The organism is Waterburya agarophytonicola KI4 (assembly GCF_020640915.1).
Classification (GTDB): domain Bacteria; phylum Cyanobacteriota; class Cyanobacteriia; order Cyanobacteriales; family Xenococcaceae; genus Waterburya; species Waterburya agarophytonicola.
The window spans coordinates 65,550-83,516 of record NZ_JADWDC010000013.1 but is presented as its reverse complement, the minus strand read 5'-3'; the positions used below and the strand labels follow the sequence as shown (position 1 = coordinate 83,516).

The window sequence follows — 17,967 nt, the reverse complement described above, 5'->3', positions numbered from 1 at the left end:
CTGGGCGAACAGCACCTATGTCTGGGCGAACAGCACCTATGTCTGGGCGAACAGCACCTATGTCTGGGCGAACAGCCGTTCGCCCCTACTGTTATTTACCTTTCCATGTCTGCAACAGATTTGGGAACATCCGCCGTTAAAATATCGTGTCCCTCTTTCGTTACTAATAGATCGTCTTCGATGCGAATACCAATACCCTTCCAGCGATCGGGAATTTCAGGTTGTCCTTCTGCGGCTTTAATAAAGGGTGAAATATAGATTCCTGGTTCGACAGTAAGAATATGCCCAGGTTGCAAATTTTGCCAGGTTTTGCGATCGCTTTTATAGATTCCAACATCGTGGACATCCAAACCCAACCAATGTCCCGTACGGTGCATATAAAAAGGCTTATACTTCTCTTCTTCAATAATCTCTTCTAGATTTCCTCGGAGTAATCCCAAATCTAGCAAACCTTGAACGATGACACACACAGCCATATCATGAAAATCATTGTAAGGCTTTCCAGGTTGGACTTCGGCGATCGCCTGTAATTGAGCTTCTAAGACTATTTCATAGAGGGCTTTTTGTTCGGCGGTAAATTTGCCACTGACGGGAAAAGTACGGGTAATATCGCTGTTATAGTAGCCATAGGAACAACCAGCATCAATTAGTAGTAGTTCGTTTTCTTGGATCTGTCGCTCGTTTTCGATGTAGTGGAGAATGCAAGCATTTTCTCCCGATGCCACAATAGAAGGATAGGCAATTCCCATGCCGCCTTCTTTGCGAAAAATATGCTCTATTTCCGCCTGTACTTGATATTCATAAATTCCAGGTTCGGCAAATTCGCGGGCGCGATTGTGTGCCATAGCAGATATCTCCATTGCCCGACGCATCATGGCGATTTCTCCTGGGCTTTTAACCAATCGCATGGGAAAAGTTAGGGGGCGAGTATCTTCGATCGCCAGAGGTGCCGTACCGTTTCTTTGATAGCCCCGCATTAGTTTTTGCCAGTGAGAGACAATGATGTTGTTAAAGCTTTCATCGTTGCCTAAATGATAGTAAATGCGATCGGCATCGACTAAATATTGGGGTAGTTTTTGATTTAATTCTTGAATGGGATAAGCTTCATCTGCGCCATAAATTTCCTTGGCAGCTTCTACCCCACAACGATAGCCAGTCCAAGTTTCTCGTTCGGGATCTTTGGGTTGAACGAAGAGGATATATTGATGTTCTGGGTGATGGGGAGCAAATACGGCTACGGCTTCTGGCTCGTTAAAACCTGTTAAGTAATAAAAGCTACTTTCTTGACGATAAGTATATTCTACGTCGTTGTGCATGGTTGCCATTGGCGCACTGCGGAAAATTGCCGTACCTCCGCCAATTTTGGACATGATTTCTTGCTGGCGTTGGCGGTACTCTTGTTGCTCGATCCCCATTGGTTAGCACTGTAGATAAACTTAATCTTATTTATTATAAGGAGTTTCCCTCGGTCAATGCATTAATAGTTAGGGGCGAGATCTTCTGTAGCAGTAAGATCGGCGAGAAACTTTTGGCGATCAAATTGATAGTTATCTCCCAAAAAATCAATAATTCTCTCCGTATCTTCTAAAGCATTTTGCAAACAGGTTGATGCCCCAGGGGAAGGAGTAATATTAAAAATAATCTTGTCCCCCAGAATTTTAGCTTCTCCCATTTCTAAAGTTTTGGTCTTGAGATTGACTATCTGAGGACGAACTCCACCATAACCGCGAGCGTAGCTGAGGTTATTTAATTTAATAGCAGGAATGATTTTTCTGACTTCTTTGATAAATAAACGTTTGCCAATTAGGGGAAAATCGTAGATAAAGTTGAGGGCAATATATTTAAAGATAGTGGGATCGGATAGGATCTTCAGAAAACTGAGAATTGCCTTCCAACTCAAACCCGCAGTCTGAAAATATTCAATCAGACTTGAGTAGTTATGACGTTCTAACAGGGGTAAGACTTTGGCGGTAGGGCCAAAACGAGCGATCGCCTTATTGTGAACTTCAGGATCTCCATGAATGGCTGCGAAGGGTAACTTTTCGCACTGTACGGTATAAACTTTGCCGTTAAGCAACCGTGGTGCAAAATAGAAACTTCCCGCCACGCTCAACAAAGCATAATCTAGTCCATAACCCAAGGATTTGGCAAATAATAAACTGTGCGCCCCCGCAGCAACCACAACAATTTTGGCGTTGATAATTTGATCAGAAATTGTAATTTGATATTGCTCTCGATTTTTAGTTATTTTAGTAACTTTTGTTTCCAATAATAAATCGATTTTTTTATTGGTTTTATTGATCGCATTAGCTAAAAAAGATTGAGCCAAAGCATTAAAATCTACGGCATAGCCTTCGTCAGTATAAAGAGCAATTATTTCTTCTGCTATATCTCTTGCTTCTAAAACTTTGGGTTCTTTTTCGGCAATTTGGGAGCGATCGAGTAGCTTCAAACTGGGAAAAAGCTGTTTGAATTCCTGATATCTAGCTTTGAGTTTCTCGACTTGTTTTGAACCAACACCAAGCACCATTTTGTGATACTTAGTATAAATTGCTTGTTGTTTATCTTGAGCTAATAAATAGTTTTTAACTAAACTCGCTCCTTCATTTACTTTAGTAGCTTTAGCTAGAGTATAGTTAGTTTCAATATCACCAAAGTGTAGAGTTTGACTATTGCTATTGGTATGAGAATTAACTAGGGCAACATCTGATTCTTTTTCAATTAAAGCAATATTTTGCACATTGCTATATTTGCTCAGAGTATACAACAGTGCAGTGCCACATACACCACCGCCAATAACAACAACATCGTAGGTCTGGTTATCCATGGCACTTCTCAAAAATATACTCTAGTTCTCAGTAATATCTTATCGTCTGTGGCGATCGACAGAACCATTATTAATCAATTTATAACTTTTTTGCTAATTGTTGACACTCTCTAATAAATTGTTAGCTTCGGCTAAAGATAATGGCTTAGAAAACAAATAACCCTGTCCGTATTCACATTGCAACTCCAAGAGTCGATCGCATTGTTGTTCTCTTTCAATGCCCTCGGCGACTACATCCAAATTAAATACTTGGGCTAATTTAATAATAGTTTTAACTAACTCCAACTCATGGATATTGCTTTCGATATTCTCCACAAAAGAGCGATCGATCTTGAGAGTATCGACTGGCAAACAGTGTAAATAACTCAAAGAAGAATAGCCAGTACCAAAATCATCCATAGACAACTGTACTCCCAGCTTTTTTAATTTTTCTGCCGTAGAGAGAACGACATTAACGTTTTCAATAATCTCACTTTCTGTTATTTCTAGCTTGAGACAACGAGGATCTAAACCAGTTTCAGTCAAAATTTGAGCAATAATATCCCCTGCATAGGGTTGAGAAAATTGTTTTCCTGCAATATTAACGCTAATAAATGCTAGCTTTGACTTGGGACGATCTTGTTGCCAGAGTACCATTTGTGCGCAAGCCGAGCGCAAAACCCACCAGCCAATCGGTATAATTAATCCCGTACTTTCAGCCAAAGGAATAAAATCACCAGGAGCAACCATTCCTTTATCGGGATGTTGCCAACGCACTAAAGCTTCAAAACCCACTAACTGGCGATCTGCCAACTTAATAATGGGTTGATAGTGGAGTTCAAACTGTTCTAGTTCAATTGCTGCTCTAAGTTCGTTCTCAGACTTGAATTTAGCAATACTTTGGAGATAAGCAGCCGACTCAAAAACAACACTACAAGCTTTGCCTTTGTTTTTGGCTTGATGCATGGCAATTTCGGCATTTTGTAGAGCCTCAATCAAGCTATAGGATGATTCCTGGTGTTCTAAATCGTTGATATTAGTTAAAGGTGCGATGCCAATACTAGTAGTGATTAAGATGGAACGATTCTCAACTTCGATCGGTGCAGAAAACTTTTGTTGAATTTGGCTGGCTATTTCCGCAGGGTAGTCTGCTCGTTCAAAACCAGCTAGCAAGATAGCAAATTCGTCACCACCTATACGAGCGAGTAGATCGCCACTCCGCAAACAAGATTTGAGCTTCTGAACAATTTTTACCAGCAGACAATCCCCAGTTTGATGTCCAAAATTGTGATTGATGTATTTGAAGCGATCGAGATCTAAACACAAAACACCAAACAGACAACTAGATTCTATTTGAGATAATTCTTGAAGATTTTTGATAAATAACTGACGGTTGGGCAAACGAGTTAGTCGATCGTAATTGATATCGTAATTTAAACGAGCTTCGGTTTGCTTATGTCGGGTAATATCGGTTTGGCAACCAACCAAGCGATCGATCTTGCCTTCTGTACCTCTGATCGCCATACATTTGCAGGACATCACGCGGTAGTTTCCGTCTTGATGGAGTAAAGAATATTCCATTTCAAATTGAGAGACATCTCCTTGCCCACAAGCAGAGAGATTGCGACGCAGTTTTTCGATATCTGCCTGGTGAACTCTGGCGAACCATTCTACAGGGCTATTCTTAATCTCTTGGTTACTACATCCCAGCATTGATTTCCAACGAGAGGAGTAGTTAATCTGATTGGAATTTAAGTTCCACTCCCAAAGACCATCATTAGTTATTTTAGTGGCGATCTCGTATCGTTGTTCGCTACTTTCGAGAGCTTGTAGTAGCTGTTGTTCCTGAACTGATTTTTTATTGGCAATACAAATCATTTCCGTGGTTGATTTTGACTCATTATCCATTGACAAGGGAAAGGCGGCATGCAATAGATAGCGGTCTGCTATGTTGTTCACTCTCACCAGATTTTACTAAGTTTGGTCATACGGCAGTTAATTATGCAACTACGATATGTGGAAGCAAAATAATCGCTCATTTTACTCTCATAATAACCCCAAAATACTTAAATTACATGATCAATTCTGTAAATTAGAATACTCTTTTTCTCTTTTGATCGCGATTATCTTAAATTAATATTTAATTCAATTAGTTAAATTTTGGGAGGGGGAACAATACCTGGTTTATACAAAAAAGCGTCAATATTTTTGAGAGTTTGTAAATCTGCGTCGGGAAGGCGATCGACCCGAGACGAATTTGGCGATAGAAAAGCAAAAGCTTGACGAAATTCTTGGGGATTAGTTTTGACTGGCGCATCAAAATGACAGGGAATGATTTGAGTAAAATCCCAACTAGCAACTCGATTTGCCCAAGCGAGGGTTTCTGCTGGTGCGCGATTGAGAATTAAAGTTTGTAGGATGGGCGCGACTAGCAAACGACCATTATTACTTAAAGTATTAAAAGATTCTTGCCAATTGGCTTGCCATTGAAATGGATACAAGCCCCAGTAAGCTTTAGATGACTTATTAGGCGATCGCACTGCATCTTTGATAGTATCGATCGCCCTGGATATATCTAAGACGCTAGAGCGAAAATACATCGCAAATAAACAAATTCTCTGCCAACCTTTGAGGCGATTTGTAGGAGTGTCGGCGATCGCTTCTGTTCCCCTTTCTCTAGCGTGGAACAATAAAGGATAAAGATCTTGTTCGATAATTTTGGGTGGACTAGGGGAGATCGAAACAATCGAGTCCGTAACCAGAAGGGTTTGCGATCGCCTGTGAAAAAAAGCTACTTCTTCAAATTGACCCAATCTAAGATCGATATTGCCTAAAATAGCGTAGTCAAATTCATCGCTAAAAGGGGTCTGACTGCTATCTGTGGGTAATACTTGGGTGCGTTTGGAGGGGAAACCCAACCAACTCAGGGGTAAGTCCAGGGGAAAACTCCATTGATGGGGTGCGACATAAACTGTCGATTGGGGAAACTTGCGAGCAAAAGGACCAACACAATTTTTATGTTCTAAACCCGAGATAGTAGGCAAGATAATATACTTAACGTCTCCATAGAGATCGACCAATTCGTTGACTAAACGAATACATTCAGGCGTTGGCGCAACGGGAGCGTATACTAATAAACCTCCTAATTTTAACTTGATTATAGTCATCCGAATTGGAACGACTACATAAAAAATGCCCTGAAGCTGCTCGAAAGTCCAAATAGTGTCTTTAAGTATCTCTTGGCGAATAGTACGTCGTTTGCTGTAGGGATAAATCGGTACATTTGCCCAAAACCGCCAATGATAATCTGCTGAATTTCTGGCTTGACGATCTAAGTTTGTGTTTACTTGGCTCACTATTCTGATTAACAATCGGTTATTAACAATCAATTATCAGCGATCAGTTATCAATTATCAATTATTAGTTTTTTGTTCATTTACCAGCCAGAATTACCGTTGTTTAGTCTCCCTTGGCTCTAAATATTTTTTCGGACTTTTGGTGCGCGCATGATGAGATTTAAGACAATTCCCACCAAGGGTATTTTTGAATTATATTAGAGGAGAATAATTACTTCTTTATATGCTTGCTCTGATTATTGTCGTCACCACGGTTTTGCTTGGTTCGGCTTTTTGTTCTGGGTCTGAAGCTGCACTGTTGTCAATTTCCCCGATTAAGGTTAGACAACTGGCTCAGTCAAAAAAACCCGCAGCCCTAGCATTGGCAGGCATTCGTTTAAAAGTTAGTCGTCCCATTGCTACCATTGTCATCCTCAATAATGTCTTTAATATTGTAGGCAGTATCTTAGTTGGTAGTCTGACTACTAAAGAATTAGGAGGTGCCTGGTTGGGTGTCTTTTCAGGAGTTCTGACTTTCTTAATTATCGTTTTTGGCGAAATTGTCCCCAAAACCCTCTGTCAACGCTATGCCGAACCAGTGTGTCTGGCGATCGCTATTCCTGTAAAATTTTTAACGGTAATCTTCACTCCTTTGGTGTGGCTGGTGGAAAATGTCACAACTCCTTTTACTCAGGGTCAAAAAATGCCCACTACCAATGAAGCAGAAATCAAATTTCTCACTAATATTGGTTTCCAAGAAGGGGTAATTGAAGACGACGAAGCAGAAATGATTCAACGAGTGTTTCAGTTGAACGACCTCAACGCCTCGGATCTGATGACTCCAAGAATTATTATTACCTATCTCAAAGGCGATAAAACTTTAGCAGAATCTCAACAAGAAATTATCAAATCCCAACATACGCGCATTCTAGTAATCGATGATACCATCGATAATGTTACGGGGTTAGTGCTTAAAGATGAACTACTGACAGCGATGATTGAAGGGCAAGGCGATCGCCAGATTAACGATCTCAAGCGTCCCGTCCAGTTTGTACCAGAAACCAACCGCGCTGATAAACTACTCAAGGTATTTCAGGATAATAGAGAGCATTTAGCTGTGGTGTTGGATGAATACGGTGGAGTAGCGGGAGTTGTCACCCTAGAGGACGTTTTAGAGGTATTGACGGGAGAAATTGTTGATGAAACCGATCGCAATGTGGACTTGCAAGAAATTGCTCGTAAAAAACGTCTTCGTCTTTTAAAATCTAGAGGAATTAATAATGACTGATTGGTTTAGATCGGGCAAAAAATAATCCACAGCCAGTAAATTTTAGTTGTGGATTAGATGTTTTAATTTTGATGATTGATCGATAGTTTATACAGTTATACTAGTCGCCAGAGAAAAGCGTTGATGTGCATAATCTAATAAGGAATTTTGTTTATCTTTTATGAATTCATTCCATTGACTATGAGAATATTTTTTATCCATTAATACTCGAACTATTGAAGCATAATCTTGGTATAAATTTCTTCCTTGATGTTCTTGGAAATGATGATCGTTCATCAAATATTCTGGCTGAATATGACCAGCGGGTATAAAGAAAGTATTTTTTCGCAAAAATTCATTTTGCAAATATTTTTCATTTATTTCTTGAACCCTTTTTTTTGCTGATTCGTGCTTGTGCATCAAAGGGAAATTAATAAATATTATTTGAACATTGGGATTTTTTTGTTTTAGAAATCGCATCATCTTTTCATAATATTCTAGGCAATAACTAATAGAGATACGATTTTTTTCCATATAAAAAAAATCTTCCCAATTGTCTGCCTTGTTAGTATTAAGGAAAAAACTAGAATTGTCTTTTTTGGAAAAAAGCAATTTTCCTAAAATATCCATGAAATTATCATAAACAATAAAATCAAACTGTCTTTCATGGAGAGTATGAACTAATCCAGTTATGCTCCAAGTTTTTCCATTCATTTAAATCGCATAAAGAATCCACGTCAAATTCTGAATTTGATTCTTGAGACAAACAATTAAATCGATCTATCCAGTCAGATATTGTTTCAACGCGCAGGTAAGGAGAAAATTGTCTAGATTGAGACAAGTATTCAATGGCTAAAGGAATATTGTCTCTTTCGTAGCTATCCCAAGCAATTTGAACGATACTAGCGTAGCGAACACTCGACTCTATTTGTCCGATATGCTCGGGTATATCGGGATTGTTGAAGAAACGGTTTAAAATATCTAATAAGTTTTTTGAGGCTTGTGGGTCTTCATTCTCATTACTGTTTATGTTCTTTCGGTTAGTTGTTGTCACTTGTTTCAACCAACTACTTTTACAACCTGCAAGAGACAATCTTAGAACTAAATCTAGTCCGTAAAAAGTTTTTAATTGTTCGTCAAAAGCGTTAACACGCTGCAACCATTTTGCAGAAACTATCAACGCATTCAGATCTACATATTGATATTGCAGCCATGCTTCTAAATTTAATTCTGGGACTTTTTCCCAAGGTTGGAGATGAATAATATTTCTATCTCGATCGTCAACTATAGACCAACCACTATGCAATAGTCCTAAAGTTGACTGAACTGTAAAACGGTGCATTTGCCTTGACAATCGATCCTCGCGAGTCCAAAAATTGTCAGTATCCAAAAATGCGATAAATTCACCTTTTGCTTTTGATACAGCATAGTTGAGTGCAGCGACAAAATCTAAATCTTTTTGATGCAAATACTTAATTTGATTATTATAAGGCTTGAGACGCTGACTAATTCTCGAATCAAGACCGCGATCAATAACTAAAATTTCGTAGTTAGTATAAGTTTGTTTTAAAATACTCTCGATTGTTTGCCAAAGATAACAAATATTTTCTCTAACAGGAACAATTACGCTAACTTTTGGCGAAGAAACAACTACATTCTGGACTTCATTTGGTTTGCAGAATAATACTGAAGCAATAAAACCACGCTGGGAAGTATCTTGGAGATCGTACTCAATCCCATCATCTATACACTGATAAATTCCACTAGACTTCTTTTCATAATATTTAGCTTCAATAGTTTCCCAATTTTGTTGTAATGATTCTAAAAATTGTGTTGGAGAATCTAACGATTTTTTTTGCTGATAATCGAGAGTAATATCGCATAGTAATAAACAAACTCCTCCAGGTTTTAATACGCGATAAATTTCTTGAAAAGCTGCTGAGATATCGCTCATATATTCAAGAGAATTAAAAGCAGAAACAACATCAAAAGAATTATCCTCTAGAGGAATTGACTCTGCCCAGGCAGATATATATTCCATTTCTTGCTTGTCAGTCCCTAATTCAGAATAGCGATCGGCATAACGATCTAATCCTATCCGCTCTTTTACCATATCTGCCCATTCCAAAGTTCCTCTCGGGCCACAACCTATATCTAAAACTCTTTTATCTTTATAAAATCCTGTCGAAATTTCAAATTGATTGGTAAACAATCGAGCATACCAATAATTTTTGAGTTTTCCTCCTTCCGATTGAACTTTCTTTTTCCAAAAATCGAGGTCTTTTTGTTGTGGATTACTCATAGCTTGTTCAAATAAAATTAAAAGTATTTTGATTTATTTCCGAAGATCGACAAAAAAATTGATCGCATTTTAAATTGATTGGGCTTTAATTCGTACAACAATACAAAAAAAGTAATTTTAGTCGATTGCCAATTATTCTCTATTTACTTCATTATTTGAGTTTAATAGATTCAAAAAATTATCAACTAAAAAAACTAATTTCATGAGAAGCTAAAGTTATTAAGCTGTAAATTGATAATTAAAGATTTTAATATCTTTGGCATATCTTTGCGCAACTTTTGCTTTTGTACTTTCTGAATAATATTCAGAGTAATGTTTCTTCTTACTTTTTTTAGAACTGTTTTTATGAGGTAGTTCTCGGTCAGATATATCCAAACGTCCGGCAACTTTAGCAAAGTCTTCTCTCAAGTTTTCAAATTTGCCAATAAAATTCATAAAAATTACACCTTGCCGATCGGTTACAAAATGATATTGTGAGAGTATATGAGCATCTGCTTGACTATCATCAATATTGCAAACAGCCTCAACAAAATCTTCAAAATTCATGCCTGCGGTAAAAAGATTATATTTAATAAATGAAGTATGGACTCCATTTTTATAAATAGAATTATTGAAGTTAGCATCACTCCTTACTTTATCTTTATAACAAGAGACTAATCTATCCCAAGGATTTCTGACGAAGGTAAATTTGAAATAGTTTTTGTATTCAGTATCTAAAAGATTTAGCTCGACTTTAGGAATAATTGCTTTATTTTCTTTGGAGTGAATTCTTTTTCTGTCAATTTCTAAATCTATCCAGTCTGCACACTTCAGGATCATGCTAGAACAAGCTACTTTAGGAACTTCAAAATATATTGCTCTACGTTTGTGTAAAGCAAAATTCCTTCCTTGATAATATTTTAGTTTGGGTTGTTGAGATAATAATTGGAAACCATGTAAACTATCAACACTATATACAGGTAAAGTAGAATTTTGAGCGTACATTTTATACTCCGCTATGTTGTTGTTGTGGGTTTAATTTTTATTAGTTAGATTCAGTTTTACGTCGATAAGATACTTTCCTCGGATTTTTTGGATCGGGAGAATAGACTTCCCACTCATCCCCAAGACCCATTCTTTCTAAGGCAGCAGTAAGCACAATATTATTATTTTTATCTTGCTTACCTATGTTAACTACTGATGTATTTTTACCGTGAATTCTTCTTAGATAAAGCATTTCGTTAGTATGATAAATATCGCATATTTCGCTTATTTTTTGAAACATATCATAATCAACAGCATTAGCAATTGTTTCATCAAAACCAGAAGTTCTCTTCCAATCTCTTCTTCTAAACATGCGGAAGTGATGAACTATCATCGTCATCATCATTTTTTCCCGAGAAAATTCTGGCCAATTAAACTCATCTTGAAGATAATTACCATCAGTATCAATTCTCTCGCAGCCACTATAAATACAACCAACATCGTGACTATCTAGATATTTAACTAGAGTTTCTACTGCATGGGGTCTAAGTAAATCATCAGAATCTACTTGACCAATATACATTCCCCGACACATTCTAACCGCAGTATTGGATGCTTTGCCAATACCGCCATTTTCTTGAACTATCCATCTGACTCTAGGATGGTCGAGATAGTTTTTCTCTAAAACTTCTACTGTATTATCAGTAGAACCATCATCACAAATACAGACTTCTAAATCTGTAAAAGTTTGATTTAAAACACTATCAACACATTCTTTAATAAATTTTCCATTATTATAAGAAGGTATGTAGATCGATACTTTAGGTACTTCATAAAGTCGATTTTGTTCGTATTTACGATACCATCCAGCAGGACATTTTTCTTCTAATATTTTGGTAGTGATTTCTTTACCACCTTTACGGTCATTTTCATTTTCTCCGCCTGGAGGTTCTTGGTGTAGTCCCACCGCTTCTAATACTGGAATAAAATAATATCCTGCATTGTAAATTCGATAGCCATATTCTTTATCTTCTTCGCCCCAATGTTGAAAATCTTCATCATAAAAACCAATATCATTAATGAGATTTCTGGAATAGGCAATAGTAGCTCCCACAAATGCTCTAAAGGGATATTTTTCAGATTTTAAATAGTCTGTTTGCTCGTAGATTTTTAGCCGCCAATCTTGAGTAGGCTCTTTGGCAGCACCATCCCAAATTTCGTTACCAGTACAGATATCTGGTAAGTTAATAGCACTATCAATATTTTCGATGATTTGGTCGTCGCTAATATCATCCGTACAGACAAATCTTCTGTGTCCAATTAAGGCAACGCGATCGCTTACATGAAGATATTTCATATAGGCTTCAACAAAATTGGGGTCTGGAAGCATATCACAATCAAGCACAATCAGACAGTCGTGTTTTGCTGCTCTAATACCCAAGTTGCGTACTGCTGATAACCTGTAGCCTCGATCTTCTTGTCGAACGTGAATTACTTCGATATGTTGCTCGTATTTGCGAATTACTTCCTCAACGCCATCACTACTGCCGTCATCAGCAACTATTACTTCGATTAATTCTTGGGGATAAGTTTGATGAATGATAGCAGCTAAAGTTTTAGCTAAAACATTTTTACGATTATAAGTAGGAATAATTAAAGATACGGCTAAGGTATAGGGTTGCTTGCTTGCAACAAATTCTTGGACTTTCTCTTCTATCAAAGAATAGTCATTACCATCTCCTTTTAATGGTGGCAAAATCATATCTTCAGGAAATCCAGCAACTTTTGCTCTTTTTTGCTTGATTTTTTTGAGCTTTTGGATCGCTGCTTGGTAGTTAGGATAGTAAAGAATAGCCATTTTACAAAAAACTATTGCTTTGGCTTTATTTCCTTTTTTATACCAATATTCCGCTAATTTAAGATATATTTTAGAGTTATCTGGTTCGGATTCTAATGCTTGATAATAAAGCTGTAAATTATCAGGATCTCGATTGATTTGCTCTAAAAATGATGATTCAGAGGAGGGTTGGAGTTGTGTTTTTTGCTCTGAAGATGCTCCTACGATCTGATTTTTGAGGATAGTATTAAAACTAGACTTTGATTCTAAAGATGGGCTATCTAGATTTAAAGTAGAAGCAATCAATTTTTGCCACTGCACCGTACTAATTAAGGCATCCGCATCAAATAATTGACCCTTTTCTAGGGCATATTTTTCAAATCCCGTTAACCAATAAGCAATATTTTCGGCTCGTAAATAAGGGCTAAGAGTTAAAGATTTTTGCAGCAAATCTGACATTTTATCTAGGCGATTTGCTTGATATTGATACCAAGCAAGCCACACTAAAGTATCGTATCTAAATTGGGATTCCAAACTACGAATGGAATTAGGTACATTGTCATGGGCAAAAAACTTATCTAATACTTTTTGGAGATATTCTGCTTGCTTCAAACTATCTTTGGTAGTATTGCGATCGTGTTGTCGATAGCAAACTGTTTCTTCTTTCAACCAAGTAGTCTGACAACCTGCCAAGGATAGGCGCAAGATTAGATCGACATCGTGAGACTGCTTTAATTCTTCATCAAAGCCATTTACTCGCTCCAACCACTGGCGATGAAACATCATCGCACTAGTACGGACGCATTTTCTCTTGAGCCAAGTTTCTAGATCGAGTTGCGGTGCATTGTGCCAAGGCTGTAATGTTTTAATGTGCTTATCATCAGCATCTATGATATGCCACCCAGTATTAACACATCCCAGACTAGGGTTTTCGTGGAAACAAGCTACTTGTTTGGTTAATTTATCAGATGTTGTCCAGTAATCATCTGCATCTAGAAAAGCAATTAGCTCTCCCTTAGATATTTTAATCCCTAGATTGCGCGCTGATGCAGAACCTTCGTTGGCTTGATATATATAACGAATTTTGTCTTGATAAGATGCTAATCGATCGCGAGTATCATCTGTCGAGCCATCATCAACGATAATTATTTCATAGTTGCTATAAGTTTGTTCGAGAACACTATCGATCGCGGCACAAATGTATTTTGAACCGTTGAAAACTGGAATAACTATACTTACTAAAGGAAATTTGGTGATTATGGGCGATACATCCGATCTTTTAACTCGTTCTCGATCAGAACTTGCTAAAACGTTGGTAGCGGTACTCATGGTTTTTGCTAGTAGCTTAAATAGATAAAAATTACGAATACAAGATATTTATAGTTGCAAAGAACTTAATTTTGCTTTGACTTCCACATTTTGAGGATTGATTTGCAAGGCAATTTTGTAGAAAGAAAGAGCGACATTCATTTTCCCTTTCGACTCATATATTTGAGCTAACTTAACATAATGGTCGGGATTATTGGGCTTGACTTCCAATGCTTTGAAATACAAAGATTCATCATTAGGATTGACTTTAATCGCGTCGTTATAAAAGCCTTCAGCTTGCTGCATATCTGCTTGAGATCTTTGCCTCAAGGCATCAGTAAGTTTTTCTTTAGTTTGAGGTAAATCGGAGGTAATTTTCAGGGCATTTTGATAAGCTCTCACCGCAGTATCCCAATCTTCGAGATGAGTTGCCACATCTCCTAGTTTATGATGCGCCCAATCAAAATCTGACTTTAATTTGATGGAATTACTCATAGCATCTGCAGCTGCTTGCCATTGTTTCAACTCCATGAAAGCTTCTCCCAATTTAAAATAAGACCAAGAAAAGTTTTGATTCAAGGCGATTGATTTTTCATAAGAAGCGATCGCTTTTTGCCATTCTTTTAATTCAAAATAAGCATTCCCTAAATTATGATGATAGGAAAATTCTGGGGAATTGGATGCAATAGCTTTTTGATATATTTCTACAATTTTGTGCCATTGTTTTAGATCGCTTAGTAGTTTTCCGAGACGATAATAAGCCTCTTTATTTTGAGGATGACAATTAATTGCCTGTTGATAAAGTTGACAAGCAACTTCCTCATTTCCTGCTTTCTCTTCTGCTACTGCCCGATCAAAATATTTTTGATATTCTCGTAGTTGATTATCTGCTGGAGATTGCTGTTTTAAGGCAGAAGAACTCGCTTTTTGTGACTCGGAGGAAATATATTCAGTTGTCCGATCTGATGGGGGAGAATGAGCTTGTTTGGTGTCAATAACTTTAATTGACTGTTGTCGCCGTTTCTCTAATTCAATTGAGTTTTGTAGCTTAAGATAAGCTGCTTTAAAGTCTGGTTTTAATTGAACTGCGCGACGATAACAACCTATTGCAGGTATGGTGCGATCGTGTTTGAGCCAAAAATCTCCTAGCTTGTAGTGTTGTTCGGGAGTAGCAATTTCTGGTTGTATACTATAGGCACGATAGATTAATTCTGCACCTTCTAAGGTTTTGCCGATAATGCCATAAACTTTAGCCAATCTCAGATAAGCAACTAGCAAATCGGGTTTGAGTTGAATTGCTTGTTGATAGTTGGCAATTGCCTGTTGCCATTGTTCTTTACGAGCAAAAAGATTACCTAAGTTTAGTCTGATTGTAGGAGAATTTGGTTGTTTTTTCAACTCTTCCAGATATTGACTAACTAAAATATCCGAATCAGATTTATCTTCCTGTTTAACTATCATCGCTCCAGAACTTTCACCCATGGCGTTGCTGGTTGACTTGCTAGGGGACAGACACTTAGTTTTACTATTGCCAGTTAATAAGTTATCGATCCTGAGCTTTTTCGATTCTGAATCTTGTGCCGAATTGTTTTCTTGAAGCTTGACTACCTTTTGATAGCAAACAGCAACTTTCTGCCATTGACCATCTTTTTCTAAGGCTTTAATTAATTTTAAATAAAGCTCCTTTGATTGAGGTTGAATTTTAATAGCAGATTGATAGCAAGTAATTGCTAATTCCATCTTTCCTTCCTGGAACAAATCATCACCTAGTTCCATAAGTTGAGGGACAGTAAGAATTTCTGGCTGCAATTTCAAACCATGAAGCAAACAATTCAAAGCACGTTCGTCTTCGCCTATCCTTTCCCAGGCTCTAGAAAGATGCAGACATACTTTTGCCAGTTTAGGATCGATCGCTAATGCTTTTTGATAATAAGTTATTGCCTCTTGCCAATTACTTTCCTTGGCATAAAGACTACCTATATTTGCATATACTTCAGCTATATGAGGATCTTTGGCAATAGCTTGAGCATAATATCCCATTGCTTCTGGTATTTGTCCCATTTGCTGCAAACAATTACCATATATTTTGTAAGTTTCTGGTAAATCTGGACAAATTTTCAAGGCTTCTTGACAAGCATTAATACTTTCTTGCCACCGTCTTTCTGCATAATATAATTTAGCTTGTTGCAAATAAATTTTAGTGACTTCTAGTTGATTATTTTCAACATAAGTACCAGGGGCAATTGATGTTATTTTGGGCAATACAATGGAGGAATTAGATCTGGTGAGACTGATGGATTTTTGTTCGCGATCGCCTTGGTCTTGTTCGAGGTCATTATCTTGACCTAAAGATAGTGCTAAACGATGATAGCGATCGGCTTCGGTTAAATTACCTTGTTTTTTTAGAGCAATAGCTAAAATATGATGAGCCACAGCCGACTTTGAATTTAGTTCTACTGCCTGGCGATAGTGTTCGATTGCTTCGGCTAATTTATCTTCTTGCTCTAATTTAATTCCTTGCCATACTTTAGCTTCTATTTGAGCTAAATCTGTAGATACATCTAAATTATATACTTTATTTGACGATTCTAAATATTGTTGTTTCAAGTAATCTCGATCTGTACTAAAAATTGAGTTTTCTGGACTCAAAATGTTTCCAGGGCTATCTACCTTTTCCGAATAATGAGAATTTTGATTCAACATCTTGGCTAATTAATACCTCATCTACCTTGTTACTCTATTTTTTCCAAAAGAACAATAAAAATAGGCGTACCCTTACAATTGAATACAAAGCTAGTTGACTAATAGCTAAATATAAAAGTAAGATGATTAATTTTGAATTTTAATAACACAATTATAAACAATATATTCAGTAAAAATAATGACATCAGTATTGAAGAAATCAATAATAAGACAGCTAAAATACTTTTGATACAATCTCAATTTTGACTACTAATATAACCTCTTTTCAGGAAGATGCCACCAAAATATTTATCTGTATTTAACTCAATAAAAGTTGTTTTCTTAAATCAGTATTAATACGATAATAATTGCTAATAAAAATAAGTTATTAGTATTTTTATTTAAGTAAACTTACGCAAAAAATATTTTAGGAAAATAATCTCTGATTAATAAGAAATTTAGTTTTTTTAGAATACTTTTCATCGTCTGTTTGGGGCGTGTCATCAAAATGGCGAATCCCACGCCCTAAATTCTTAAATCCAAATTTTTCTGTCAAAAACATTCAAGTCAAGCTATGGTAATAGCTAGTCTCGATCAATTATCAAATTTTAAAAGAGTGCAAATCGGAGTACTATACGGAGTTAGTGTGGGTACAGGAGATCCAGAACTAATTACAGTCAAAGGATTGCGTATCCTACAACAAAGCAACGTCATCGCCTTTCCGTCTGGTATCAACCATCGCTCTGGAATAGCCCAAAATATTATTTCTGGTTGGTTAAAACCAGAACAGCTACTTCTACCCCTGGACTTTCCCTATCTTCAAGATCCAGAAAAACTTCAGCAAGCTTGGCAGCAAGCAGCAATACAAGTTTGGCAATATTTAAAACAAGGAATCAATGTTAGCTTTGCTTGTTTAGGAGATGTAAGCCTTTATAGTACTTTCACTTATTTGGCTCAAACGCTACAAGAATTGTTTCCCGATGCCAAGGTAGAAACGATCCCAGGGGTATCTTCCACCGTGGCGATCGCCTCAGCTTTAAAAATACCTTTAACTGTAAATCAGCAAAAACTAGCCGTACTTCCTGCATTATATTCAGTTCAAGAATTAGAAACCGCCCTAAACTGGGCTGAAATCGTAGTTTTGCTCAAAGTCAGTTCTGTTTACCAACAAGTCTGGCAAATTTTACAAAAACGGCATTTATTAAATTCTAGTTGGATTGTCGAAAGAGCAACTTTTCCCGAACAAAAAATTTATCAAGATCTAATTAATTATCCTAGTCTAGAATTATCCTATTTTTCTATTTTATTAATCAATAACGACTAGCATATTTTTTTAAAATTTTTTATTCAAATTAATAAAAATTCATCTAAAGTATTGCAAAATGTTTTAAATTTGTCAAAAGCTAGACAAAATAGCGATTATTCATGCTACTTTTGTCTAGAAGAAAAAATAATTTTCAGCAAGTA

At 36.8% G+C, this 17,967-nt stretch carries 11 protein-coding genes; 2 read left to right on the top strand and 9 right to left on the bottom strand.

From position 1 onward, the window contains the following. Positions 1–95: 95 nt before the first annotated feature. From I4641_RS07775 to I4641_RS07760, 4 genes are all read right to left on the bottom strand, one after another. Positions 96–1,415, bottom strand: coding sequence for an aminopeptidase P N-terminal domain-containing protein (locus I4641_RS07775; RefSeq protein ID WP_229639914.1), 1,320 nt, complete (start codon positions 1,413–1,415; stop codon positions 96–98). Positions 1,416–1,477: 62 nt separating this feature from the next. Continuing rightward, positions 1,478–2,827 carry an FAD-dependent oxidoreductase gene (locus tag I4641_RS07770; RefSeq protein ID WP_229639913.1) on the bottom strand — a complete coding sequence of 450 codons (1,350 nt, stop codon included), beginning with the start codon at positions 2,825–2,827 and terminating at the stop codon, positions 1,478–1,480. 93 nt (positions 2,828–2,920) lie between these two features. Further along, the gene (locus I4641_RS07765; protein WP_229639912.1) at positions 2,921–4,765 is read right to left on the bottom strand and encodes a sensor domain-containing protein; all 1,845 of its coding nucleotides are present in this window, start codon (positions 4,763–4,765) and stop codon (positions 2,921–2,923) included. A 194-nt stretch (positions 4,766–4,959) separates the two neighbouring features. Further along, positions 4,960–6,162: a DUF4336 domain-containing protein gene (locus I4641_RS07760; protein ID WP_229639911.1), complete on the bottom strand. Its 1,203-nt coding sequence runs from the start codon at positions 6,160–6,162 to the stop codon at positions 4,960–4,962. Between the two features lie 223 nt (positions 6,163–6,385). Here I4641_RS07760 and I4641_RS07755 point away from each other — a divergent pair, with 223 nt between their 5' ends. Beyond that, a complete protein-coding gene (locus I4641_RS07755) occupies positions 6,386–7,429 on the top strand; it encodes a hemolysin family protein (RefSeq protein WP_229639910.1) in 1,044 nt (347 codons plus the stop codon). Between the two features lie 87 nt (positions 7,430–7,516). Here I4641_RS07755 and I4641_RS07750 read toward each other — a convergent pair whose 3' ends face one another. The 5 genes from I4641_RS07750 to I4641_RS07730 all read right to left on the bottom strand — a co-directional run bounded on the left by I4641_RS07750 (position 7,517) and on the right by I4641_RS07730 (position 16,521). Next, the gene (locus tag I4641_RS07750; protein ID WP_229639909.1) at positions 7,517–8,122 is read right to left on the bottom strand and encodes a hypothetical protein; all 606 of its coding nucleotides are present in this window, start codon (positions 8,120–8,122) and stop codon (positions 7,517–7,519) included. Next, positions 8,073–9,710 carry a glycosyltransferase gene (locus I4641_RS07745; RefSeq protein WP_229639908.1) on the bottom strand — a complete coding sequence of 546 codons (1,638 nt, stop codon included), beginning with the start codon at positions 9,708–9,710 and terminating at the stop codon, positions 8,073–8,075. The genes I4641_RS07750 and I4641_RS07745 overlap by 50 nt, the downstream gene beginning before the upstream one ends. Before the next feature lie 219 nt (positions 9,711–9,929). Continuing rightward, positions 9,930–10,694: a sulfotransferase family protein gene (locus I4641_RS07740; RefSeq protein WP_229639907.1), complete on the bottom strand. Its 765-nt coding sequence runs from the start codon at positions 10,692–10,694 to the stop codon at positions 9,930–9,932. A 40-nt stretch (positions 10,695–10,734) separates the two neighbouring features. Then, positions 10,735–13,839: a glycosyltransferase gene (locus I4641_RS07735; RefSeq protein ID WP_229639906.1), complete on the bottom strand. Its 3,105-nt coding sequence runs from the start codon at positions 13,837–13,839 to the stop codon at positions 10,735–10,737. Positions 13,840–13,887: 48 nt separating this feature from the next. Then, positions 13,888–16,521 (bottom strand): tetratricopeptide repeat protein, encoded by a 2,634-nt coding sequence (locus I4641_RS07730; protein ID WP_229639905.1) that lies wholly within the window; start codon positions 16,519–16,521, stop codon positions 13,888–13,890. Positions 16,522–17,116: 595 nt separating this feature from the next. Here I4641_RS07730 and I4641_RS07725 point away from each other — a divergent pair. Next, positions 17,117–17,824, top strand: a complete 708-nt coding sequence (locus I4641_RS07725; protein WP_229639904.1) for a precorrin-2 C(20)-methyltransferase — start codon at positions 17,117–17,119, stop codon at positions 17,822–17,824. Positions 17,825–17,967 lie beyond the last annotated feature (143 nt).

Excerpts from the sequence above, each read along its gene's own strand:
- I4641_RS07750 (WP_229639909.1), bottom strand. The coding sequence starts at position 8,122 with ATGAATGGAAAAACTTGGAGCATAACTGGATTAGTTCATACTCTCCAT.
- I4641_RS07740 (WP_229639907.1), bottom strand. The coding sequence starts at position 10,694 with ATGTACGCTCAAAATTCTACTTTACCTGTATATAGTGTTGATAGTTTA.
- I4641_RS07775 (WP_229639914.1), bottom strand. The coding sequence starts at position 1,415 with ATGGGGATCGAGCAACAAGAGTACCGCCAACGCCAGCAAGAAATCATG.
- I4641_RS07770 (WP_229639913.1), bottom strand. The coding sequence starts at position 2,827 with ATGGATAACCAGACCTACGATGTTGTTGTTATTGGCGGTGGTGTATGT.
- I4641_RS07745 (WP_229639908.1), bottom strand. The coding sequence starts at position 9,710 with ATGAGTAATCCACAACAAAAAGACCTCGATTTTTGGAAAAAGAAAGTT.
- I4641_RS07755 (WP_229639910.1), top strand. The coding sequence starts at position 6,386 with ATGCTTGCTCTGATTATTGTCGTCACCACGGTTTTGCTTGGTTCGGCT.
- I4641_RS07730 (WP_229639905.1), bottom strand. The coding sequence starts at position 16,521 with ATGTTGAATCAAAATTCTCATTATTCGGAAAAGGTAGATAGCCCTGGA.
- I4641_RS07735 (WP_229639906.1), bottom strand. The coding sequence starts at position 13,839 with ATGAGTACCGCTACCAACGTTTTAGCAAGTTCTGATCGAGAACGAGTT.